General features: G+C 67.6%; 20 protein-coding genes. 13 read left to right on the top strand and 7 right to left on the bottom strand.

Annotated features, from left to right (window positions below; translation table 11 throughout):
- Positions 1–107 precede the first annotated feature (107 nt).
- Complete coding sequence (locus tag RH90_RS02295; RefSeq protein ID WP_269724291.1) at positions 108–2,288, top strand: primosomal protein N'; 2,181 nt, start codon at positions 108–110, stop codon at positions 2,286–2,288.
- A gap of 20 nt (positions 2,289–2,308) precedes the next feature.
- Here the strand turns inward: RH90_RS02295 and RH90_RS21970 are convergent, their stop codons facing one another.
- Complete coding sequence (locus RH90_RS21970) at positions 2,309–3,139, bottom strand: GAF domain-containing protein (RefSeq protein WP_010183616.1); 831 nt, start codon at positions 3,137–3,139, stop codon at positions 2,309–2,311.
- A 267-nt stretch (positions 3,140–3,406) separates the two neighbouring features.
- Here RH90_RS21970 and RH90_RS02285 point away from each other — a divergent pair, with 267 nt between their 5' ends.
- Positions 3,407–5,038, top strand: coding sequence for a S1 family peptidase (locus tag RH90_RS02285; RefSeq protein ID WP_010183615.1), 1,632 nt, complete (start codon positions 3,407–3,409; stop codon positions 5,036–5,038).
- On the opposite strand, the gene RH90_RS02280 is transcribed toward RH90_RS02285, so the two are convergent.
- From RH90_RS02280 to RH90_RS02265, 4 genes are all read right to left on the bottom strand, one after another.
- Positions 5,027–5,506: a DUF1203 domain-containing protein gene (locus tag RH90_RS02280; RefSeq protein WP_010183613.1), complete on the bottom strand. Its 480-nt coding sequence runs from the start codon at positions 5,504–5,506 to the stop codon at positions 5,027–5,029. The genes RH90_RS02285 and RH90_RS02280 overlap by 12 nt on opposite strands.
- A complete protein-coding gene (gene ada / locus RH90_RS02275) occupies positions 5,503–6,543 on the bottom strand; it encodes a bifunctional DNA-binding transcriptional regulator/O6-methylguanine-DNA methyltransferase Ada (protein ID WP_010183611.1) in 1,041 nt (346 codons plus the stop codon). Before ada ends, RH90_RS02280 begins: the two co-directional genes overlap by 4 nt.
- A gap of 63 nt (positions 6,544–6,606) precedes the next feature.
- Positions 6,607–7,284, bottom strand: a complete 678-nt coding sequence (locus RH90_RS02270; protein ID WP_010183609.1) for a dienelactone hydrolase family protein — start codon at positions 7,282–7,284, stop codon at positions 6,607–6,609.
- Positions 7,285–7,354: 70 nt separating this feature from the next.
- Positions 7,355–9,136, bottom strand: a complete 1,782-nt coding sequence (locus tag RH90_RS02265) for a methyl-accepting chemotaxis protein (protein WP_010183607.1) — start codon at positions 9,134–9,136, stop codon at positions 7,355–7,357.
- A gap of 219 nt (positions 9,137–9,355) precedes the next feature.
- Between RH90_RS02265 and RH90_RS02260 the strand changes: the two genes are divergently transcribed.
- The 9 genes from RH90_RS02260 to RH90_RS02220 all read left to right on the top strand — a co-directional run bounded on the left by RH90_RS02260 (position 9,356) and on the right by RH90_RS02220 (position 17,201).
- Positions 9,356–9,910 (top strand): F0F1 ATP synthase subunit delta, encoded by a 555-nt coding sequence (locus tag RH90_RS02260; RefSeq protein ID WP_010183605.1) that lies wholly within the window; start codon positions 9,356–9,358, stop codon positions 9,908–9,910.
- A gap of 29 nt (positions 9,911–9,939) precedes the next feature.
- Positions 9,940–11,469 (top strand): F0F1 ATP synthase subunit alpha, encoded by a 1,530-nt coding sequence (gene atpA / locus RH90_RS02255; protein WP_010183604.1) that lies wholly within the window; start codon positions 9,940–9,942, stop codon positions 11,467–11,469.
- A gap of 139 nt (positions 11,470–11,608) precedes the next feature.
- Positions 11,609–12,496, top strand: a complete 888-nt coding sequence (locus RH90_RS02250) for a F0F1 ATP synthase subunit gamma (RefSeq protein WP_010183602.1) — start codon at positions 11,609–11,611, stop codon at positions 12,494–12,496.
- A gap of 19 nt (positions 12,497–12,515) precedes the next feature.
- On the top strand, positions 12,516–13,991 hold the full coding sequence (gene atpD / locus RH90_RS02245) for a F0F1 ATP synthase subunit beta (RefSeq protein WP_010183601.1): 1,476 nt from the start codon (positions 12,516–12,518) through the stop codon (positions 13,989–13,991).
- Between the two features lie 35 nt (positions 13,992–14,026).
- Positions 14,027–14,296 carry a hypothetical protein gene (locus RH90_RS02240; RefSeq protein WP_010183600.1) on the top strand — a complete coding sequence of 90 codons (270 nt, stop codon included), beginning with the start codon at positions 14,027–14,029 and terminating at the stop codon, positions 14,294–14,296.
- A 109-nt stretch (positions 14,297–14,405) separates the two neighbouring features.
- The gene (locus tag RH90_RS02235; protein ID WP_010183599.1) at positions 14,406–14,660 is read left to right on the top strand and encodes an ATP synthase F1 subunit epsilon; all 255 of its coding nucleotides are present in this window, start codon (positions 14,406–14,408) and stop codon (positions 14,658–14,660) included.
- Between the two features lie 153 nt (positions 14,661–14,813).
- Positions 14,814–16,340 (top strand): CpaF family protein, encoded by a 1,527-nt coding sequence (locus RH90_RS02230; RefSeq protein ID WP_029624975.1) that lies wholly within the window; start codon positions 14,814–14,816, stop codon positions 16,338–16,340.
- Positions 16,341–16,672: 332 nt separating this feature from the next.
- Positions 16,673–16,918, top strand: a complete 246-nt coding sequence (locus tag RH90_RS02225; protein ID WP_010183595.1) for a type II toxin-antitoxin system ParD family antitoxin — start codon at positions 16,673–16,675, stop codon at positions 16,916–16,918.
- Entirely contained in the window at positions 16,878–17,201 is a 324-nt protein-coding gene (locus tag RH90_RS02220) for a type II toxin-antitoxin system RelE/ParE family toxin (protein WP_198283382.1), read from the top strand. Before RH90_RS02225 ends, RH90_RS02220 begins: the two co-directional genes overlap by 41 nt.
- A gap of 406 nt (positions 17,202–17,607) precedes the next feature.
- Here the strand turns inward: RH90_RS02220 and RH90_RS02215 are convergent, their stop codons facing one another.
- Both RH90_RS02215 and phaR read right to left on the bottom strand, forming a co-directional pair.
- Positions 17,608–17,787, bottom strand: coding sequence for a hypothetical protein (locus RH90_RS02215; RefSeq protein ID WP_029624974.1), 180 nt, complete (start codon positions 17,785–17,787; stop codon positions 17,608–17,610).
- A 7-nt stretch (positions 17,788–17,794) separates the two neighbouring features.
- Positions 17,795–18,376, bottom strand: coding sequence for a polyhydroxyalkanoate synthesis repressor PhaR (gene phaR / locus RH90_RS02210; RefSeq protein ID WP_010183592.1), 582 nt, complete (start codon positions 18,374–18,376; stop codon positions 17,795–17,797).
- A 32-nt stretch (positions 18,377–18,408) separates the two neighbouring features.
- Here phaR and RH90_RS02205 point away from each other — a divergent pair, with 32 nt between their 5' ends.
- Together RH90_RS02205 and RH90_RS02200 are read left to right on the top strand one after the other, a co-directional pair.
- A complete protein-coding gene (locus tag RH90_RS02205; RefSeq protein ID WP_232280286.1) occupies positions 18,409–19,476 on the top strand; it encodes an alpha/beta fold hydrolase in 1,068 nt (355 codons plus the stop codon).
- 26 nt (positions 19,477–19,502) lie between these two features.
- Positions 19,503–20,675, top strand: a complete 1,173-nt coding sequence (locus RH90_RS02200; protein WP_010183589.1) for an acetyl-CoA C-acetyltransferase — start codon at positions 19,503–19,505, stop codon at positions 20,673–20,675.
- Positions 20,676–20,754: the final 79 nt, after the last annotated feature.

Here is a 20,754-nt window from a genome sequence, read left to right as displayed (position 1 = left end):
GTAACGGGCGCTGGTCTCTGCGAGGCTTCCCCCACCCCAACCCCTCCCCTGAAGGGGAGGGGCTTAAGAACGGGCAACCCTTTGCACCCGCCCGCGCGACCCGCCATATGCGTCGCATGTCCCGCGCCCGCGTCCTCGTCCTCAATTCCGCGCTCGGCCCACTCGATTACCGCGTGCCGCACGGCATGCGCGTCGAGCCGGGCTCGGTCGTCGTCGCGCCGCTCGGCCCGCGGCAGCTGCTCGGCGTGGTGTGGGAGCCAGAGCGGATGCCGTCCGATGCCGAGGTCGGCGATAACCGGCTGCGCAACCTCGTCGGCGTGGTGCCGGTGCCGGCACTCGCCGCGCCGCTCAGACGGCTGATCGAATGGACCGCCGATTATTATCTCGCATCCCCCGCGGCGGTCGTGCGGATGGCGCTATCGTCGACCTCGGCGCTCGAGGGCAGCAAGACGATCACCGAATATCGCGCGACCGGCGAAGTCCCCGCGCGCCTGACGCCGCAACGCGAACAGGCGCTCGAGAAGATCGGCAGCTTCCAGGGGCTGATCCGCGAACTCGCAGCCCTCGGCGAGGTGTCCGACGCGGTGATCCGCGGGCTCGTCAAGGTCGGTGCGCTCGAGGCGGTCGAGGTCGATATCGACAGCCCCTTCCCTGCGCCCGATCCCGACCACGCGATCCCAGCACTCTCGCCCGACCAGCGCGCCGCCTCGGGCACGCTCGTCGCCGACGTTACCGCCCGCGCTTTCGCGCCGACCTTGCTCGACGGCGTCACCGGCTCGGGCAAGACAGAAGTCTATTTCGAGGCGGTCGCCGCCGCGATCCGCGAGGGGCGGCAGTGCCTCGTGCTGCTCCCCGAAATCGCGCTGACCGAGCCCTTCCTCAAGCGCTTCGCCGCGCGCTTCGGCGTCCAGCCGGTCGCGTGGCATTCGGGCCTGCGCCAGTCGCAGCGCCGCCGCGCGTGGCGCGGCATCGCCAGCGGGCAGGCGCTCGTCACCGTCGGCGCGCGCTCGGCGCTGTTCCTGCCCTATGCCAATCTCGGGCTGATCGTCGTCGACGAGGCGCATGAAACTAGCTTCAAGCAGGAAGAAGGCGTGCATTATCACGCCCGCGACGTCGCGGTGATGCGCGGCAAGTTCGAGGAGATCCCGGTGATCCTCGCCTCGGCGACCCCGGCGATCGAGACGCGCCAGCAGGTCGCGCTCGGCCGCTATGCCGAAGTGAAGCTCCCCGGCCGCTGGGGCGCCGCCGAGATGCCCGCGATCGAGGCGATCGACCTGATCGCCGAGCCGCCCGAACGCGGCCGCTGGATCGCGCCGCGGCTGGTCAAGGCGATGGAAGCGACGTTGGAGCGCCGCGAGCAGTCGCTGCTGTTCCTCAATCGCCGCGGCTATGCACCGCTGACGCTGTGCCGCACCTGCGGCCACCGCTTCCAATGCCCCAATTGCACCGCGTGGATGGTCGAGCACCGCCTCGTCCGTCGGCTCGCGTGCCACCATTGCGGGCACACCGAGCCGGTCCCCAAGATCTGCCCCGAATGCCATAACGAGGATACGCTGGCGGCGGTCGGCCCCGGCGTCGAGCGCATCGCCGACGAGGTCACCGCGCTGTTCCCCAACGCCAAGATCGCGGTGGTCACCTCGGACACGATGTGGTCCCCCGCCAAGGCCGCCGAGTTCGTCGCGCGGATGGAGGCGCACGACATCGACATCGTCGTCGGCACGCAGCTGGTGACGAAGGGCTATCACTTCCCCAACCTCACGCTGGTCGGGGTGATCGACGCCGATCTCGGCCTCGACGGCGGCGACCTGCGCGCGAGCGAGCGGACCTTCCAGCAGATCTGCCAGGTCGCCGGCCGCGCTGGGCGCGGCGCCAAGCCGGGGCACGTCTATATCCAGACGCACAGCCCCGATGCGGCGGTGATGAAGGCGCTCGTCTCGGGCGATACCGAAGCGTTCTACAGCGCCGAGACCGAGCATCGCCGTGAGGCCAACGCTCCGCCGTTCGGGCGCTTCGCCGGAATCGTCGTGTCGAGCGAGGACCAGCAGGCCGCGCTCGAGACCGCGCGGCAGATCGGCCGCGCCGCGCCGCAGCTCGGCGAGGCGATGGAGGTCTACGGCCCCGCCCCCGCCCCGCTCGCGATGCTGCGCGGGCGGCACCGCTTCCGGCTGCTGATCCATGCCAAGCGCGGGCTCGCGGTGCAGGACGTGGTGCGCGACTGGCTCGGCGGGCTCGATTGGCCGAGCAAGGTGCGCGTCGTCGTCGACGTCGATCCCTACAGCTTCGTGTAACGCGGCCGGAGCGCCGGTGCTCAGAACGCCAGCGGCGGCGCGGCGATCGACGGGCGCGCGCCTTGCCGGATGCGATCGTTCATCCGGGCGAGCAGGAGCGAGTCGATCGGCGCGTCGAACGCCAGCCCCGCGGTATCGTCGCGGCACCACGCGACCGTCGCGACGACGACCATGTTGCGGATCGTCAGGATCACCGCATTGTCGCGCTGCAGCGGCGGCAAGGCCCCACGGATCATCGCGCCGCGCGTCGAGATATTGGCGATCTCGACCGGCGTCGACGGTACGCCATAGCCGCCCACCGTGCCGCGCAACTCGAAATCATAGCGTCGCGCGCGGCGTTGATCGCGCGATTCCGCGCGCCGCTCGAGCTCGCTCATCGCCAGATTGGCCAAGGCCTCGAGCTGCTGCCGCTCGTGCGGACGCAGATCGTCGCGCGGCGTCGAATCGATCAGGCAGACGGTGCCGATGTTGAAACCGCGCGGCGTCGTCAGCGGCGCCCCGGCGTAGAAGCGGATATGCGGCGCACGCACCACCAGCGCGTTGGCGCTGAACCGAGGGTCGTCGAGCGCGTCGGGGACGACCATCGGCGCATCCGACAGGATCGTATGCGCGCAAAACGCATCCTCGCGCCGCGTTTCGGGAAAGCCGATCCCGCGCCGCGCCTTGAACCATTGCCGATCGTCGTCGACGAACGAGACCGCGCTCGACGGCACGCGGAACACGCTTTGCGCGAGCCGGACCACGTCGTTGAACACCGGCTCGGGCGCGGTGTCGAGGACCGCGTAGCGCAGCAGCTCCTCGAGCCGCTGCGCCTCGTTTTCGGGAACGGGATAAGGCCGGTCGGACAGCATCGCGGACTTTCGCTCACCTCTCTCTTGCTCGGACAGTATCGCTTTCCCCCGGCGCGTATCCTCAGGACAATTACGGTATCGGCCAGCCTCGGGCGGACGCCTGGCCGATCCTTCTGTATAGACGTTTAACCATGCGGCGTTGGCCCTTAAGTAGTTTCCGTCGGATCGCGGCGCGGCGCGACGGCGAAGCGCGGGGTTGCGTCGGGTCGTCCGATCGCGGGCACTTTCTCCTGTCCCCGACGCCGCGTTCCTGTCAGAATCGCGCGCATGCCGATATCGCCCCCGTTCTTCGCTCGACAGATCGCCGCTCGCCCTTCGCGCGCGGGGCAGATGCTCGGGCTGCTCGCCTGGTGCTGGATCGCGCTGCTCGGTGCGATGCTGCTGCCGGCATCGGCGCGCGCCGACGACATCTCCGCCACCGCGCGCGGCGTGGTGCGCGTCGTGACGATCGCGATCGTAGATGACGAGGTGGTCGGCTTCGGCCATGGCAGCGGCTTTGCGGTCGCGCCGAACCGGATCGTCACCAACGCGCATGTCGTCGAACTGCTGGCGCGCTATCCCGGCAACGTCGTGATCGGCATCGTCCCGTCGGAGGGCTCGAAAAGCTATCAGGGCAAGGTCATCGCGCTCGACACGCTCCACGATCTCGCGCTGATCGAATTCACCGGCAAGCCGATCCCGACCACCGCGATCTACACCGGCCCGGTCGACGAAGGCAGCATGGTGACGTCGCTCGGCTATCCCGGCAATGTCGACATGGCGACCGCGAAATCGGCGGTCGACTACATCCATCCGCTCTCGCCGATCCGCTCGGAAGGCGTGTTCTCGGGGCGGCGGCAGATGTCGGGCACCGCGGTGATGCTCCACACCGCACAGATCGCGCGCGGCAATTCGGGCGGGCCCTTGCTCGATCCGTGCGGGCGCGTGATCGGCGTCAATTCGGCGATCACGCGCGGCGAGGAGGGCGATTCGAGCTTCGGCTTCGCGATCGCCAATAGCGAGCTCACCGCCTTCCTGATCCGCGCCAAGCAGAGCTATGCCGCGGTCGGCACGCCGTGCACGAGCATCGCCGATATCGACAAGGTCGATGCGCAGGCCGAAGCCAAGGCCGCCGCGCTCGCCGACGGCGCGCGGCGCGATGCCGCGGGCAAGGCGCTGGTCGCGCGCGATGCCGCCTGGATCGCGGCGCGCGACGCCGCCGACCGGCATCGCGAGAATGTGATGGCGATCGCCACGCTGCTGCTCGTGCTCGGCGCGATGGCGATCGGCGCGGGCGGGCTGCTCGACGCGCAGGCGCTGCGGCGCGGGGCGATCTGGGCATGGGGGATCGGCGCGCTGATGATGGTCGGGGCGGTCGTGCTGTTCGTGCTGCGCCCGACCGGCGCGCCGATGCTCGCCACGGCGACCGAAACCGCGAAGGTCGACCCGCCCGTCGCGGCGATGTCGTCGAGCGCGCCGCTCGGCAAGCTGCTGTGCCGCTTCGTTCCCGAGCGCAGCCGCGTCGTTTCCTCGGCGACGGTCGATACCACGATCGACTGGGGAAAGGCGGGCTGCATGAACGGCCGCACGCAATATGCCGAGAATGGCAGCAAATGGGACCGCATCCTGGTCCCCGCGCAGGAGCAGACCGTCTCGGTGCTGCAGTTCGATCCGGCGACGCGCAGCTATGTCACGACGCGCTACTTCCTCGGGTCGGACCAGATGGACGAGCTCCGGAAAATCCGCTCGCAGGTGACGCTCAAAGCGTGTTCGCCCGACGAGGCCGGGCGCGCGAACCTGGCCACGCAACAGGCGGCGATCCGCACGAGCCTGCCGGCGCGGCCGAACGAGAAGATCGTCTATCAGTGCGAGGCGGCGCCGGCCGGGGCTGTGGCGAGCCCGACGCCATCAGGCGGCTGAGCCGCGGTCGATCCGCGCGGCGAAGCAGCCGGGCTTGGCGTTGTGCGCGTGGAGATAGGTGATGGCGGGGTCGGCGAAGAAGCGGTCGATCGCGGCGGTGAGGTCGCGGCCCGCGACGACGTCGGCGTCGCGCATCATCCCGGCGGCATCGAAGCCGCGCAGCGACAGCAGCCGGATCGCCAATTGCGGCGGGACGCGGTCGGCATAGTGTGCCGCCTGCGCTTCGCCTTCGCGAATGAAGATCGCGTGGCGGGAGCGGTACGGCGTATCGACCGGCAGATGCTCGTAATTGAGCAGTAATACGCTTTCGCCGACCATGGCATCCTCGAGCGACACGCGGCAGGGGAAGCCCGGGCTCGCATCGACCGTCATCCGCAGCGCGCCGTGTTCGCGCAGTGCCGCATCGGACAGGCCGTAGAGCGGGACGAACGGGGCGGGGTCGATCCCGCGGATGACGAAGCCGCTCATTCCACGCCCTCGCGATCGCGCAGCGCGACCTTGCGGTCGATGCCATAGGCGTAGCCGCCGAGCGTTCCGTCGCTGCGCTGCGCGCGGTGGCACGGCACGACGATCGAAACCGGGTTGGCGCCGCACGCGGTTCCGGCGGCGCGCACCGCCTTTGGGTTGCCCACGGCTGCCGCAAGCTCGGCATAGCTGCGCGTCTCGCCCAGCGGGATTTCGCGCAGCGCCTGCCAGATCGCCTCCTGGAACGCGGTGCCGCGGACGTCGAGCGGCAGGTCCTGGTCGCGCTCGGGCGATTCGACGCTGGCGACGACGCGCGCGGCAAGGTCGGCAAGTGCGGCGCCGCCGGGGACGATCTCGGCGTGGGGGAAGCGCGCGCGCAACGCGCCCTCGTCCTCGTCGAACGAGACGCGGCACAGCCCCTTGTCGGTCGCCGCGACGAGCATCGGTCCGAGCGAGGTCTCGACGAGGATCCAGCGGATCGTCACCCCCTCGCCGCCACGCCGCCACGCGCTCGGGCTCATCCCGAGCCGCTTGGCACCCTCCTCGTAGAAGCGGCTCGGCGCGGAATAGCCGGCCTCGTAGATCGCGGCGGTCACGGTGGCCTCCTCGGTCAGCGCGCGCGCGGCGCGACGCGCCATCAGTCCACGCGCATACGCAGCGGGGGTCACGCCGGTCGCGCGTTTGAAGAGGCGGTGAAAATGGTGCGGCGCATAGCCGACGCGTGCCGCGATCGTGTCGAGCGCGACGAGTTCGTCGGCCGCCTCGATCAGCGCGATGGCGCGCGCCACCGCGATCCGGTCTCGGCCGACCTCATCGGGGGTGCAGCGCAGGCACGCCCGAAACCCCGCCTCGCGCGCTTCCTCGGGCGTGCGGTAGAAATCCATGTTCTCGCGTTTGGGGCGGCGCGCCGGGCAGCTCGGCTTGCAATAGATTCGGGTGGTCTTCACCGCGCCGACGAAGCGGCCATCGGAGTGCCGGTCGCGCGCCTCGAAGGCGCGCCACGCGGCGTCTGGGTCGAGCGGGAGGCGCGTCATGGTCATGCGGTCTTATGTACCCACACGCCCGCGCCGCGCCATCCCGGTGCTTGCGCTCAAAGCGAAGCGTCAGCCTGCGTTGGCGGCGAACAGCGCGAGCGTGCGCGCCTTGGCGAGCTTGGCGCTCTCGGCGTCATAGGCTTCGCGGCGATCGGAATTGAAGCCGTGGCCGGCCTCGTAGACATAGACCGTCGCGTTGGGCCAATCCTTGGCCGCGACCTTCTCGACGCCGTCCATCGGGATGCTCTGATCCTCGCGGCCGAAATGGAGGATGACGGGGACCTTGGGCTCCTCGTCGGCGGCGGCCGGGACCATGCTGCCGTAATAGGCCGAGGCCGCCGCGACATTGTGCATCCGCGTCGCCGCGAACCACGCGACCGAACCGCCATAGCAATAGCCGACGACGAACACCGGGCCATCCTTGGCAAGCGTATCGACGCAGGTCTGCACGTCGGCGAGGCTCAGGTCGAACGGATGGACTTCGCGGGCGAGCTTGATGCCCTGCGCCATTCCCTCGGCGTCGTGGTCGGCTTCGAAGCCGGGATGCTCGCGGTCGAAGATCGCGGGCGCGAGCACTTCATAGCCGTCGGCGGCATATTCGTCGCACAGCGCGCGGATGTGCGGCGTGACGCCGAAAATCTCCTGGACCAACACCAGGCCGCCCTTGCGCGCGCCGCTCGGCTGCGCGTGATAGACGGCGATCTCGGCGCCGTCGGACATCGTCATTTGCTGCATCTGGCCGGTCATGTCTCGTCTCCGTCTGTGTCGCCCCACCTGCGCGCCGCTAGCAACATTGCTGCGTTCACGGAAGCGGCGATCAGGCGGCGCGGACGTCGGCCATCAGCTGGTTGATCTGACCGCGGAGCCGTTCGACGCTGCCCGCGACATCCTCGGCGGTGCGCGTCACGTCGTCCGACGTCTGGCGCGAGCGCTCGGCGCGTTCGCGCAGCGTCTGCATGTTGGCGGCGGCATCGGCGGTGCCGTCCTCGACCTCGGCGATGGCATAGGCGATCGCCTGCGTCATGCCGCGCTGCTGGTCGACCGCCTGTGCGACATTGGCCGACGACTGGTCGAGCTCGGCGACCAGCCCGTCGACCGATTCGATCGTCGCGAGCACGGTGTCGCTCGCGGTGCGCACCGCCGCGAGCCGCGCCTCGATCCGCCCCGCTGCGGTCTGCGTCTGGCGCGCGAGCCCCTTCACCTCTTCGGCGACGACCGCGAAGCCGCGCCCCGCCTCGCCCGCGCGCGCCGCCTCGATCGTCGCGTTCAATGCGAGCAGATTGGTCTGCCCGGCGACCGCGGCGATCATGTCGAGCACCGCCGCGATCTCGGCCACCAGCGCGCCCATCGATTCGGCGTGGCCGCGCCCCTCGAGCGTGCGCTCGCGCACCGTCGCGACGCCCGCGCGCGATTCGTTCGCCGCACGGCTGATCTGCTCGATCGCGCCAGCGAGCGCGCTCGCCGATTGCGCGATCGTGCGCGCGTTGTTCGCGCTCTGCTCGGTCAGCGCGGCGGTCGCCATCGCGTGCTTCTCGGTCGTCCCCGCTTCGCTCGACATCGCCGCGGCGGTCTCGCGCAAGGCAGGGCCGGTCGAGGCGAGCTGGCGCACCGAAACCCCCGCGGCGCGCTCGAACACTTCGAACAGCGCGTCGAGATGCGCCGCGCGCTTGGCCCGCGCGGCATCCTCGCGGCGTTCGCTCGCGGACAGCGCGTCGGCGGTGCGCCGCGCTTCCTCGCTCAGGCGCCGGGCCTCGGCCGAACGCTCCCGCGCAAAGGCGAGCGCGCGGGCGATGTCGCCAATCTCGTCGCTGCGGTCGAGCGCGGGGATCGGCGCGTCGGGGCGCTCGAGCGTGATGTCGCGCGTCGCCTCGGCGATCAAGGCCAGCGGCTGCTCGACGCGCAGGCTGAGCATCCGCATCCCCCAGACGGCGACGAACATCGCCAGCACCGTGACGAACGCGACGAGCAGATAGACCTGGAGGAAGCCGCTATCGAGCGCGGCGCTCTCGCGCACCGCATCGGCGCGCAGATCGGTCATCAGCGTAGTGCTCGATGCGGTGAGCGGGTCGATCGCGGCGTAGAGCGGGCCGCTGACGAAGAAATCGAGCTGGTCGATCCGCTTGCCGCTGAGCAGATCGTGGAGCTTGTCGAGCGCGGCATCGGCGTCGTGGCGCGCGGACTCGACCTGCGCGACCTGGCTCGCGCGGCGCGCATCGAGGTGGTGATGCGTGAACGCCGCCCAGCTCGTCGCGATCTCCGCGCGCGTCGCCTGGATCGTCGCGATCGCCCCCGCCGCCGAGAGGTTGCCGCTACGCACCTTGTGCGCGGTCAGCAGCGCGTTGGTGTAGCTTGCGTTGACGCGCTGCAGCTCGCCGATCGGATAGAGCCGGTCGCGCACCAGCACGGTGACGCGGTGGCTCGTCGCGAGCGTCGTGCCGATCAGCGCCACGGCGAGCAGCGCCTGGATCGCGAGCAGCCCCCCGACGATCCGCCGCAGCTGGATTCGCAGATTGCGACCACCGGCATCCCAGCGCGCAGCAAAGCGTCGTATCCAGGGACGCGACACCGGAACGGGTCGAGCGAAAGCGAATCGTTTCATGTCCGACTCTATGGCGCGCAAGCTGCCAAGCAATGGTTAAGCGAATGTTACAGTTACGTGAAAGACGCGGCGTCTCGGCGCGATAGGGCCGCTTGGTGCGCATGGCTTGCAAGCGACCCGAGCCGATGCTAACCGCTCGCCATCCCATCTGAAGGTGCGCTCCCCAGCGCCTTCGTTTTGCATGGGGCCACCATTCGTGCCCAAGAGGACCTCAATCGCGTGGAAGCATCCGGCGGTATTCAAGCAAGCTTAAGCGGCCGCTATGCCACCGCTTTGTTCGAGCTCGCGCGTGACACCAAATCGATCGACGCCGTCGAGGCGAGCCTCGGCCGCGTCCGCGCCGCGATCGCGCAGTCGAGCGAGTTCGCGCAGCTGATCGGCAGCCCGGTCGTGTCGCGCGAGCAGGCCGCCAAGGCCGTCGCCTCCGCCGCCGAGATGATCGACGTCGACGCCACGACCGCGAAGTTCCTCGGCGTGCTCGCCGACAACCGGCGCCTGTCGCAGCTCCCCGCGATCATCCGCGCCTTCCGCGACCTGGCCGCGCGCCACCGCGGCGAGACGACTGCGGAAGTGACGTCGGCGCATCCGCTCAGCGAAGAGCAGGTCGAGGCGCTCAAGCAGCAGCTGCGCACCCGCATCGGCACCGACGTTTCGGTCGATCTCTCGGTCGATCCCACCCTCCTCGGCGGTCTGGTCGTCCAGATCGGCTCGCAGCGGATCGACAGCTCGATTCGCACTCGTCTCAATGCTCTCGCGCACGTAATGAAAGGCTGACAGCTTCGCTGTTGGGAAAGGCTTAAGTCATGGATATCCGCGCCGCAGAAATCTCGAAGGTCATCAAGGACCAGATCGCCAATTTCGGCACCGAAGCGCAGGTTTCGGAAACCGGCCAGGTGCTCAGCGTCGGTGACGGCATCGCGCGCATCTTCGGGCTCGACAACGTCCAGGCGGGCGAGATGGTCGAATTCTCGAACGGCGTGCAGGGCATGGCGCTCAACCTCGAGGCCGACAATGTCGGCGTCGTGATCTTCGGGTCGGACTCGCAGATCAAGGAAGGTGACGTCGTCAAGCGCACCGGCACGATCGTCGACGTCCCCGTCGGCAAGGGCCTGCTCGGCCGCGTCGTCGATGGCCTCGGCAACCCGATCGACGGCAAGGGCCCGATCGAGACGACTGAGCGCAGCCGCGTCGAAGTCAAGGCACCGGGCATCATCCCGCGCACCTCGGTCAACGAGCCGGTCCAGACCGGCCTCAAGGCGATCGACGCGCTCGTTCCCGTCGGCCGTGGCCAGCGCGAGCTGATCATCGGCGATCGCCAGACCGGCAAGTCGGCGGTGGCCGTCGACACCTTCATCAACCAGAAGGCAGCGCATCAGGGCGACGACGAGTCGAAGAAGCTCTATTGCATCTACGTCGCGGTCGGCCAGAAGCGCTCGACCGTCGCGCAGCTCGTCCGCACGCTGACCGAGAATGGCGCGATGGATTATTCGATCGTCGTCGCGGCGACCGCTTCCGACCCTGCCCCGCTGCAGTTCCTCGCGCCGTACACCGGTTGCGCGATGGGCGAATATTTCCGCGACAACGGCATGCACGCCGTCATCGTCTATGACGATCTGTCGAAGCAGGCCGTCGCCTACCGCCAGATGTCGCTGCTGCTGCGCCGCCCGCCGGGCCGTGAAGCCTATCCTGGCGACGTGTTCTATCTCCACTCGCGTCTCCTAGAGCGTGCGGCGAAGATGAATGACGCCAACGGGGGCGGCTCGCTCACCGCGCTGCCGATCATCGAGACGCAGGCGGGCGACGTGTCGGCCTACATCCCGACCAACGTGATCTCGATCACCGACGGCCAGATCTTCCTCGAGACCGACCTGTTCTTCGCGGGCATCCGTCCCGCCATCAACGTCGGTCTGTCGGTGTCGCGCGTCGGCTCGGCGGCCCAGACCAAGGCGATGAAGAAGGTCTCGGGCTCGATCAAGCTCGAGCTCGCGCAGTATCGCGAAATGGCGGCGTTCGCGCAGTTTGGCTCGGACCTCGATGCCTCGACGCAGAAGCTGCTCAACCGCGGTGCGCGTCTGACCGAGCTGCTCAAGCAGGCGCAGTTCGCGCCGATGCCGTTCGAGGAGCAGACCGTGTCGATCTTCGCCGGCACCAACGGCTTCCTCGACACGGTGCCGGTCAACGCCGTCGTCCGCTACGAGCAGGCGATGCTGGCAACGATGCGCAGCGATCACGCCGATCTCCTCACCGACATCCGCGACAAGCGCGACCTGTCGAAGGAGACGACCGAAGCGCTGAAGACCGCGCTCGGTGCGTTTTCGAAGACGTTTGCGTAAACTTCTCCCTCTCCCCTCCGGGGAGAGGGCAGACGAGCGAAGCGAAGTCGGGAGAGGGGCAGTAATCTGAGCGCGGCGCTCGATACTGCCCCTCTCCCCGACCCTCTACCCGGAGGGGAGAGGGAGAAGAAGGACTAGAATGGCAAGCCTAAAGGCCCTTAAGATCCGCATCGGCTCGGTGAAGTCGACGCAGAAGATCACCAAGGCGATGAAGATGGTCGCCGCCGCCAAGCTGCGCCGTGCGCAGGAAGCGGCGATCGCGGCGCGTCCCTACGCGCTCCGCCTCGAGCAGGTGATGGCGAGCCTCGCGTCGAAGGTGACCGTCAGCGAATCGAGCCCCAAGCTGCTCGCCGGCACCGGCAAGGACCAGGTCCATCTGCTGGTGATCGCGACCTCGGAGCGCGGCCTCGCGGGTGCGTTCAACTCGAACATCGTCCGTGCGGCGCGCCGCAAGGCCGAAGAGCTCGAAAAGGCCGGCAAGACGGTGAAGTTCTACATCGCCGGCAAGAAGGGCCGCGTGATCAAGCGCTTCTTCCCGACGCAGATCCTCACCGATCACGAGATGAGCCACATCAAGACCGTCGCCTTTGCCGATGCCAAGGCGATCACCGACGATCTGATCGTGCGCTACGAGGCGGGCGAATTCGACGTCGCACATCTGTTCTACGCGCGCTTCCAGTCGGCGCTGGTGCAGGAGCCGGTCGGCCGTCAGATCATTCCGGTCGCACTGCCGTCGGCCGCGAACGACGTTGCTGCGACTTCTGCGACCGCCGCGGTCGAATATGAGCCCGACGAGGAATCGATCCTCGCCGAGCTGCTGCCGCGCAACATCGCGATCCAGATCTTCGGCGCGTTGCTCGAGAATGCCGCGTCGGAGCAGGGCAGCCGCATGACCGCGATGGACAATGCGACGCGCAACGCCGGCGACATGATCAATCGCCTGACGATCCAGTACAACCGCAGCCGCCAGGCCGCGATCACCACCGAACTGGTGGAAATCATCTCCGGCGCCGAAGCGCTCAAGTAGTCGATACGAGGAAAGCATCATGGCAACCGCCCCAGACACACTCCCCCCGGTCGCGACCACCAACAGCGTCGGCCGTATCAGCCAGGTCATCGGCGCCGTCGTCGACGTGACCTTCGAGCAGGATCGCCTCCCCGCGATTCTCAACGCGCTCGAGACGTCGAACAACGGCAACCGCCTCGTGCTCGAAGTCGCGCAGCATCTCGGTGAGAACACCGTCCGCACGATCGCGATGGATTCGACCGAGGGTCTGACCCGCGGCCAGGAAGTCACCGACACCGGCTCGCAGATCCGCGTTCCCGTCGGCCCGCAGACGCTCGGCCGCATCCTCAACGTCATCGGCGAGCCGATCGACGAGCGTGGGCCCGTCGGCCACACCGAGACGATGCCGATCCACGCCCCTGCCCCGCTGTTCGTCGATCAGTCGACCGAGAGCGCGATTCTGGTCACCGGCATCAAGGTCATCGATCTGCTCGCGCCCTACGCCAAGGGCGGCAAGATCGGCCTGTTCGGCGGCGCCGGCGTCGGCAAGACCGTCTTGATCCAGGAACTGATCAACAACATCGCCAAGGGCCATGGCGGCACCTCGGTGTTCGCCGGCGTCGGCGAGCGTACCCGCGAGGGTAACGATCTGTACCACGAGTTCCTCGACGCAGGCGTCATCGCCAAGGATGCCGACGGCAACCCGACCCCCGAGGGCTCGAAGGTCGCGCTCGTGTTCGGCCAGATGAACGAGCCGCCGGGCGCGCGTGCCCGCGTCGCGCTGTCGGGCCTGACGATCGCCGAATATTTCCGCGACGTCGAAGGCCAGGACGTTTTGTTCTTCGTCGACAACATCTTCCGCTTCACCCAGGCGGGTTCGGAAGTGTCGGCACTGCTCGGCCGTATTCCGTCGGCCGTGGGCTATCAGCCGACGCTGTCGACCGACATGGGCGCGCTGCAGGAGCGCATCACGTCGACCAACAAGGGCTCGATCACCTCGGTGCAGGCGATCTACGTTCCGGCCGACGATCTTACCGATCCGGCGCCGGCAACCTCGTTCGCTCATTTGGACGCGACGACCAACCTCAACCGCGCGATTTCGGAGCTGGGCATCTACCCGGCGGTCGATCCGCTCGACTCGACCAGCCGCGTGCTGACCCCGGCGATCGTCGGCCAGGAGCATTACGACACGGCACGTCGGGTTCAGGAGACGCTGCAGCGCTACAAGTCGCTCCAGGACATCATCGCGATTCTCGGCATGGACGAGCTGTCGGAAGAAGATAAGTCGACCGTCTCGCGCGCTCGCAAGATCCAGCGCTTCCTGTCGCAGCCGTTCCACGTCGCCGAGGTCTTCACCGGAATCAGCGGCAAGTTCGTCCAGGTCGAGGACACCGTGAAGTCGTTCAAGGCCGTGGTCGACGGCGACTACGATCACCTGCCCGAGAGCGCCTTCTACATGGTCGGCGGGATCGACGAAGTGATCGCCAAGGCCGAGAAGATGGCCAAGGAAGCGTAATCGACTTTTCGCGCGCGAATGGCTAAGCTGTCGGCATGAATGTCGACACCCTCGCCATCGCGCGCGACCTTCGCGCGACCGAGCTTCCGGCGGCGCAAGCGGAGGCGATCGCCGCGGCGATCGGCAGATCGGTCTACGACGGCGTCGCCACCAAGCCCGATATCGAGATCATCGTGCAGAAGATCGATGCGCTCGATGCCCGGCTCACGGCAAAAATCGAAAGCGCGCGGTCTTCCTTGCTGATCTGGTTGATGGGGATCATCGTCGCATCGGTCGGCGTCGTCATCGCGGTGCTGAAATTTTGATGCGGGTGACCTCGATCACGCCTCTGAACGACTGGCCGCTCGCCCGCTTCCTCGCCGGCTGCTACATCCTAGCCTGTGTCACAGGCATCCTTTTGAGAGTGCTTCGCTGATGCCCCTCCACTTCGAACTCGTCACCCCCGAAAAGCTCGTCCGCTCCGAGGACGTGTACATGGTCGTCGTCCCCGGCACCGAGGGTGATTTCGGCGTGCTCGAGGGCCATGCGCCCGTCATGTCGACGATCCGCGACGGCGCGCTGTCGGTCTATCGCACCGAAAAGGGCGAGCCCGAACTGATCGCGATCGAAGGCGGTTTCGCCGAAGTCAGCGCGACCGGCCTCACGGTGCTCGCCGAGCGTACCGCCTAAGCTTTTTCGCTCTCCCGCGATCGGGCACTGTCATCGTCATGATGACGGTGCCCTTTTCGTTTTAGCCGCCCGCGCCCCACCGCGCGGTTTGGTTAGGAAAATCTCAAACACTCTCCCCTAACGCTTGTCGCCAAGCATGAGGAAACTGGCGGCATGAGTGCATTTGGGCGTCGACCTGGCATGGCGGGCGCAGGCGCAAGACCCGCGTTCGGCGTCGCACGCCCGATGCAGGGCGGTGGTTCGCGCCCCGCCGACGGCGAGTCGGCCCCGGGCGCGGGCGAACAGTTCCCACCGCTTCCCGGTGCCCTCGACCCCGAGCCGCTCGGCACGATGCCCGGCACGCAGCTGGACGCGATGCAGCGCCTCGCCGACCGCCAGGCGCAGTCGGGCGAATCGGGCAGCTCGAAGGTCGAGGGCTTCGAAAGCTCGATCCACAAGATCAAGGAGCAGGTCCTCCCGCGGCTGCTCGAACGCGTCGATCCCGAGGCGGCGGCGACACTCGACAAGGACGAGCTCGCCGAGGAATTCCGTCCGATCATCGGCGAAGTGCTCGCCGAACTGAAGCTGACGCTCAACCGGCGCGAGCAGTTCGCGCTCGAGAAGGTGCTGGTCGACGAGTTGCTCGGCCTGGGACCGCTCGAGGAATTGCTCGCCGATCCGAACATCACCGACATCATGGTCAACGGCCCCGAGCAGACCTATGTCGAGCGCAAGGGCAAGCTAGAGCTCGCGCAGATCCAATTCCGCGACGAGGAGCATCTCTTCCAGATCGCACAGCGCATCTGCAACTCGGTCGGCCGCCGCGTCGACCAGACCACGCCACTCGCCGACGCCCGCTTGAAGGACGGCAGCCGCGTCAACGTCATCGTCCCGCCGCTCTCGCTGCGCGGCACCGCGATCTCGATTCGTAAATTCTCGGCGAAACCGATCACGCTCGACATGATGGCGGGCTTCGGCTCGATGTCGCCGAAGATGGCGACCGCGCTCAAGATCGCGGGCGCGTGCCGCTTCAACGTGGTCATCTCGGGCGGTACCGGCTCGGGCAAGACGACGATGCTCAACGCACTGTCGAAGATGATCGACCCGGGCGAGCGCGTGCTGACGATCGAGGACGCGGCCGAACTCCGCCTGCAGCAGCCGCACTGGCTCCCGCTCGAAACGCGGCCGGCCAACCTCGAAGGCCAGGGCGAGATCAGCATCCGCGATCTCGTCAAGAACGCGCTGCGTATGCGCCCGGATCGCATCATCCTCGGCGAAATTCGCGGCAGCGAGTGTTTCGACATGTTAGCTGCAATGAACACCGGTCACGACGGCTCGATGTGTACGCTCCACGCCAACTCTCCGCGTGAGGCGCTGGCGCGTATGGAGAATATGGTGATGATGTCCGACATCAAGGTGCCCAAGGAAGCGATCTCGCGCCAGATCGCCGATTCGGTCGAGATGATCATCCAGGTCAAGCGCCTGCGCGATGGGTCGCGCCGCGTGACCAACGTTACCGAGGTGATCGGCATGGAAGGCCCGGTGATCGTCACGCAGGAGCTCTTCAAGTTCGAATATCTCGACGAATCGGCCGACGGCAAGATCATCGGCGAATATCGCTCGATGGGCCTGCGCCCCTATACGCTCGAAAAGGCGCGGACCTTCGGGTTCGACCAGGCGTATCTCGAGGCGTGCCTCTGAGGCTGCGCGAAGCTCGGCGGTGCTCGCGGGAGCGGCGGGTCGATCGCTTTGTGCCTTTGTGCCTTAGTGCCTTTGTGTGAGAAATTCTCTTCATCTGGGGCAGAAGGAAGAAGAAGGCGGCTCACACGAAGGCACGAAGGCACGAAGGCACGAAAGGGAGGATAACGGTAAGCACTGCGTGCTCCACCGCGGGGCGTGGTCATGTTCGTACCGCCCGCGCAGGTCGAGTGAACAACAGTGCGGACTCGATGAGCCGGATATATCAGGGTCGGATAATGACAACGCTCATGCGATGCGCTAAATAGCATCAATAGTATGACGTGGAGACCGATATGGCGACCGTGCGCAAGACCATTACCCTGACCGAACAGCAGGATGCGTGGATCGCCGCTCAGATCGAGGCCGGCAGCTACACCAACGACAGCGAGGCGATCCGTGACCTCATTCGGCGCGAGCAGGAACGCGGTCTGGAGATCGAGAGCATCCGTCAGGCGCTGATCGAGGGCGAGCAGAGCGGGGCGCCGGAGCCGTTCGACTTTGCTGCTTTCAAGCAGCGCAAATCCGCGCAGCATGGCTGAATACCGGCTCACCCCACGGGCGCAGCGCGATCTCGACGGGGTGTTCGACCATACCGTGGCGCATTGGGGCGTGCCCCAGGCGATGCGCTACACCGATCTTATCGAAGCGGCCTGCGCCGATGCGGCCGAAGCGCCGCAGCAAGCGCAAGGCTGTGCCGATATTCGGCCAGGCTATCGCCGGCGCAGCGTCGAGCAGCATGTCATCTATTTCCAGCCCACCAGTTACGGTATCGCCGTTATCCGCATCCTGCATCAGCGCATGGACGCAGCCCGCCATTTGTAAGCGCGTGCGAAAGCAGCCGGACGGCTAGCGACCAATGGCGGACATTGCCCTAGCCGTCGCCCCGGCGGAAGCCGGGGCCTTGGGATGGCTAGGCGGGCGGCGCGACACCAGGGGGAGGCCCCGGCCTGCGCCGGGGCGACGGTCATGCGTTAGCGCCGCTCCCACCGCCTTAGCAGACGCGTACCGGCGTCCTCCCCCGCCAGGGGGAGGTGGCACGCGAAGCGTGACGGGGGCGGTCGGCGAGCGGCTTGGGGATCGACAGCTCAAGGCAAGGGCGATGGGCGACGTGTGCGCATCAACGTGAGGGTGCCGCTGACCGCCCCCTCCGTCGCCTTCGGCGCCACCTCCCCCTGGCGGGGGAGGATTTGCGGGGAACGCCAACTCCCCACCACCATAAAACATAGCCTCACCCGCGCCACGCCAGCGCCGCGCAAAGCGCGGTTGCGACCAGCGCGAGGATGTGGAGGGTGCGCCAGTCGATCCAGCCGACCGCGTCGAGGTCGTCGCGCCGCTGCCGCCGCCAGTCGGCGACGCCGGCCCATACCGCGACGAGCAGCGCACCCGCCGCACCGATCCACCACCCCATCGCCGAATCAGTCGCCGAGCTTCTCGATCTTCTCGTTCAACCGGCCGAGCTCGGCCTTGAGCGCGGCGATCTCGTCATCCTTGCTCATTGCAGCGGCCGGCGCGGGCTTTGCCGCCCCACCGGGCACCGCGCCCGGCTTGAACGCCGCGGTCGCCGCCTCGAACATCGCCATGTTCTGCTTGGCGATCTCGGCGAACGGCGTGTTGGCGAACGGCGACTGCGCGAACGCGCCCTCGACCGCCGACTTGAACTGCTGCTGGTTGTGGCGGAAGCTGTCCATCGACGCTTCGAGATAGCCCGGCACCATCGCCTGCATCGAATCGCCGTACATCGCGATCAGCTGGCGCAGGAAATTGACGGGGAGCATCGTCTGGCCGCGCTGCTCTTCTTCCATGATGATCTGGGTCAGGATATTGTGCGTGATATCCTCTTCGGTCTTCGCATCGAACACCTTGAAATCGCGCCCCTCGCGCGTCATCGCGGCGAGATGCTCGAGGGTGATGTAGGACGAGGTCTCGGTATTATAGAGCCGACGGTTCGCATACTTCTTGATCGTCACCGGGCCGTCGCCCGGAATGGTCTTTTTCATGCAGAAGGGCTCCCCGAGATATGTTTGGGCAGATGCTACCACCAATACTTGCCGCATCGCAACACGGCCCGCGCCCGCTGCCCTTATTCCTCGAAATGCTGCTTGCCGAGACCGCAACCGCGCCCGAGCGCCGCGCTGCGGCGCTCGCCGGACTGCGCGCCTATCAGGACGCGCCACGCGGTCGCGTTCGCCAGCCGATGCCGGCGCGCTATCGCAAGGGCAAGGCGCGGCTGCGCGATTATGCTGCGAAAGGTGCCACCGGGCGCGCTGTGCTGTTCGTGCCCTCGCTGATCAACCCGCCGCATATCCTCGATCTGCTGCCCGACGTCTCGCTGCTACGCTGGCTCGCGGCGCAAGGGCATCGCCCGTTCCTGCTCGACTGGGGGACGCAAGCGCCGGAGGGCAGCGCGCTCGATCTCGACGCGCACGTCACGCGCGTGCTGCTGCCGCTGATCGCCAAGTTCGACACGCCGCCGATCCTCGTCGGTTATTGTCTCGGCGGCACGCTGGCGATTGCTGCGGCGTGCCTCGCCGAGGTCGCGGGCGTGGCGCTGATCGCGGCGCCGTGGCATTTTGCGGGGTTCGGCGCTGCGGCGCGGGCCGACATGGCGAGCCTGTGGGCATCCGCCAAACCCGCGTGCGAGGCGCTGGGGCTCGTCCCGATGGAGGTGCTGCAGTCGGGCTTCTGGCGACTCGACCCCGCGCGAACCGTCGCGAAATACGAGGCCTTCGCCGCGCTCGAGCCCGGCAGTGCTGCGGCGCAGCGCTTCGTCGCGATGGAGGATTGGGCGAATGGCGGTGCGCCCCTGCCCTATGCCGCCGGACGCCAGCTGTTCGAGGACTGCATCGCACGCGACCTGCCCGGCAGCGGCGCCTGGCAGATCGCCGGGACGAAGATCGATCCGGCAGCGTTGCGGTGTCCAGCAATCGACTTTGTCTCGCTCAACGACCGCATCGTTCCCGCCGCGACCGCCGCCAATCTCCCCGACCGACGCGATCTTGGAGCGGGTCATGTCGGGATGATCGTCGGGCGTGGCGCGCGCGCGCAACTGTGGGAGCCGCTCGCGGGGTGGTTAAACGCCCTCCCCGCGGCTAAATAGGCGGCAACTATCGCCGGAGAAGAGCCATGCAGGACATCGTCATCACCGCTGCCAAGCGTACCCCCGTCGGCAGCTTCCTCGGCGCCTTCGCCGCGACGCCGGCGCACGAACTCGGCCGGATCGCGATCGAGGCGGCGCTCGCGCAGGCCGGCGTCGCGGGCGACGAAGTCTCCGAAGTCATTCTCGGGCAGGTACTGACCGCCGCGCAGGGGCAGAACCCCGCGCGTCAGGCGGCAATGGCGGCGGGCGTGCCGAAGGAAATCCCGGCCTGGGGCGTCAACCAGGTGTGCGGCTCGGGCTTGCGCGCGGTCGCACTCGCGGCGCAGGCGATCGCCACCGGCGACGCGAACATCATGGTCGCGGGCGGTCAGGAATCGATGTCGCTCAGCCCGCATGCGCAAAATCTGCGCGGCGGCACCAAGATGGGCAATCTCTCGCTGGTCGACACGATGATCAGCGACGGGCTGACCGACGTGTTCAACAATTACCACATGGGCATCACCGCCGAGAACCTCGCCGAGCAATATCAGATCACGCGCGAGATGCAGGACGTCTTCTCGGTCCGCTCGCAGAATCTAGCCGAGGCCGCGCGCGGCGCGGGCCGCTTCCGCGACGAGATCGCGCCCGTCACCGTGAAGGGCCGCAAGGGCGACACGATCGTCGCCGACGACGAGTATATCCGCGCCGGTGCGACGCTCGAGCGCGTGTCGAGCGTGCGCCCGGCGTTCAAGAAGGACGGCACCGTCACCGCCGCCAATGCGAGCGGGCTCAACGACGGCGCCGCCGCGCTCGTGCTGATGACGCGCGCCGAGGCCGAGAAGCGCGGGAGCCCGATCCTCGCGCGAATCGCGAGCTGGGCTTCGGCCGGGGTCGACCCGTCGATCATGGGGATCGGCCCGGTCCCCGCGACTCGACGCGCGCTCGAAAAGGCCGGGTGGGGCATCGCCGATCTCGATTTGATCGAGGCGAATGAAGCCTTTGCCGCGCAGGCGCTGTCGGTCGGCAAGGAACTCGGCTGGGATCCCGAGCGCGTCAACGTCAACGGCGGCGCGATCGCGCTCGGCCATCCGATCGGCGCGTCTGGCGCGCGCGTGCTCACCACGCTGCTGTACGAAATGGCCAAGCGCGATGCCAGGAAGGGGCTGGCAACGCTTTGTATCGGCGGGGGAATGGGGATCGCTTTGTGCGTCGAGCGGTGACCCCGCTAGCGCTACCACCGATCCGGCCACATGTTGTATTCATGCCACGTTCAGGTACTTTTTGAACAAGTTTGTCATC

Source organism: Sphingomonas sp. PAMC 26605 (genome assembly GCF_000241485.1).
Classification (GTDB): Bacteria; Pseudomonadota; Alphaproteobacteria; order Sphingomonadales; family Sphingomonadaceae; genus Sphingomonas.
The sequence above is the reverse complement of the archived record's forward strand: the minus strand, read 5'-3'. Positions and strand labels throughout refer to the sequence as shown.

Excerpts from the sequence above, each read along its gene's own strand:
- RH90_RS02285 (WP_010183615.1), top strand. The coding sequence starts at position 3,407 with ATGCCGATATCGCCCCCGTTCTTCGCTCGACAGATCGCCGCTCGCCCT.
- RH90_RS02200 (WP_010183589.1), top strand. The coding sequence starts at position 19,503 with ATGCAGGACATCGTCATCACCGCTGCCAAGCGTACCCCCGTCGGCAGC.
- RH90_RS02270 (WP_010183609.1), bottom strand. The coding sequence starts at position 7,284 with ATGACCGGCCAGATGCAGCAAATGACGATGTCCGACGGCGCCGAGATC.
- phaR (WP_010183592.1), bottom strand. The coding sequence starts at position 18,376 with ATGAAAAAGACCATTCCGGGCGACGGCCCGGTGACGATCAAGAAGTAT.
- RH90_RS02230 (WP_029624975.1), top strand. The coding sequence starts at position 14,814 with ATGAGTGCATTTGGGCGTCGACCTGGCATGGCGGGCGCAGGCGCAAGA.
- atpD (WP_010183601.1), top strand. The coding sequence starts at position 12,516 with ATGGCAACCGCCCCAGACACACTCCCCCCGGTCGCGACCACCAACAGC.
- RH90_RS02215 (WP_029624974.1), bottom strand. The coding sequence starts at position 17,787 with ATGGGGTGGTGGATCGGTGCGGCGGGTGCGCTGCTCGTCGCGGTATGG.
- RH90_RS02250 (WP_010183602.1), top strand. The coding sequence starts at position 11,609 with ATGGCAAGCCTAAAGGCCCTTAAGATCCGCATCGGCTCGGTGAAGTCG.
- RH90_RS21970 (WP_010183616.1), bottom strand. The coding sequence starts at position 3,139 with ATGCTGTCCGACCGGCCTTATCCCGTTCCCGAAAACGAGGCGCAGCGG.
- RH90_RS02235 (WP_010183599.1), top strand. The coding sequence starts at position 14,406 with ATGCCCCTCCACTTCGAACTCGTCACCCCCGAAAAGCTCGTCCGCTCC.
- RH90_RS02205 (WP_232280286.1), top strand. The coding sequence starts at position 18,409 with ATGCTACCACCAATACTTGCCGCATCGCAACACGGCCCGCGCCCGCTG.
- ada (WP_010183611.1), bottom strand. The coding sequence starts at position 6,543 with ATGACCATGACGCGCCTCCCGCTCGACCCAGACGCCGCGTGGCGCGCC.
- RH90_RS02265 (WP_010183607.1), bottom strand. The coding sequence starts at position 9,136 with ATGAAACGATTCGCTTTCGCTCGACCCGTTCCGGTGTCGCGTCCCTGG.
- RH90_RS02295 (WP_269724291.1), top strand. The coding sequence starts at position 108 with ATGCGTCGCATGTCCCGCGCCCGCGTCCTCGTCCTCAATTCCGCGCTC.
- RH90_RS02240 (WP_010183600.1), top strand. The coding sequence starts at position 14,027 with ATGAATGTCGACACCCTCGCCATCGCGCGCGACCTTCGCGCGACCGAG.
- atpA (WP_010183604.1), top strand. The coding sequence starts at position 9,940 with ATGGATATCCGCGCCGCAGAAATCTCGAAGGTCATCAAGGACCAGATC.
- RH90_RS02280 (WP_010183613.1), bottom strand. The coding sequence starts at position 5,506 with ATGAGCGGCTTCGTCATCCGCGGGATCGACCCCGCCCCGTTCGTCCCG.
- RH90_RS02225 (WP_010183595.1), top strand. The coding sequence starts at position 16,673 with ATGGCGACCGTGCGCAAGACCATTACCCTGACCGAACAGCAGGATGCG.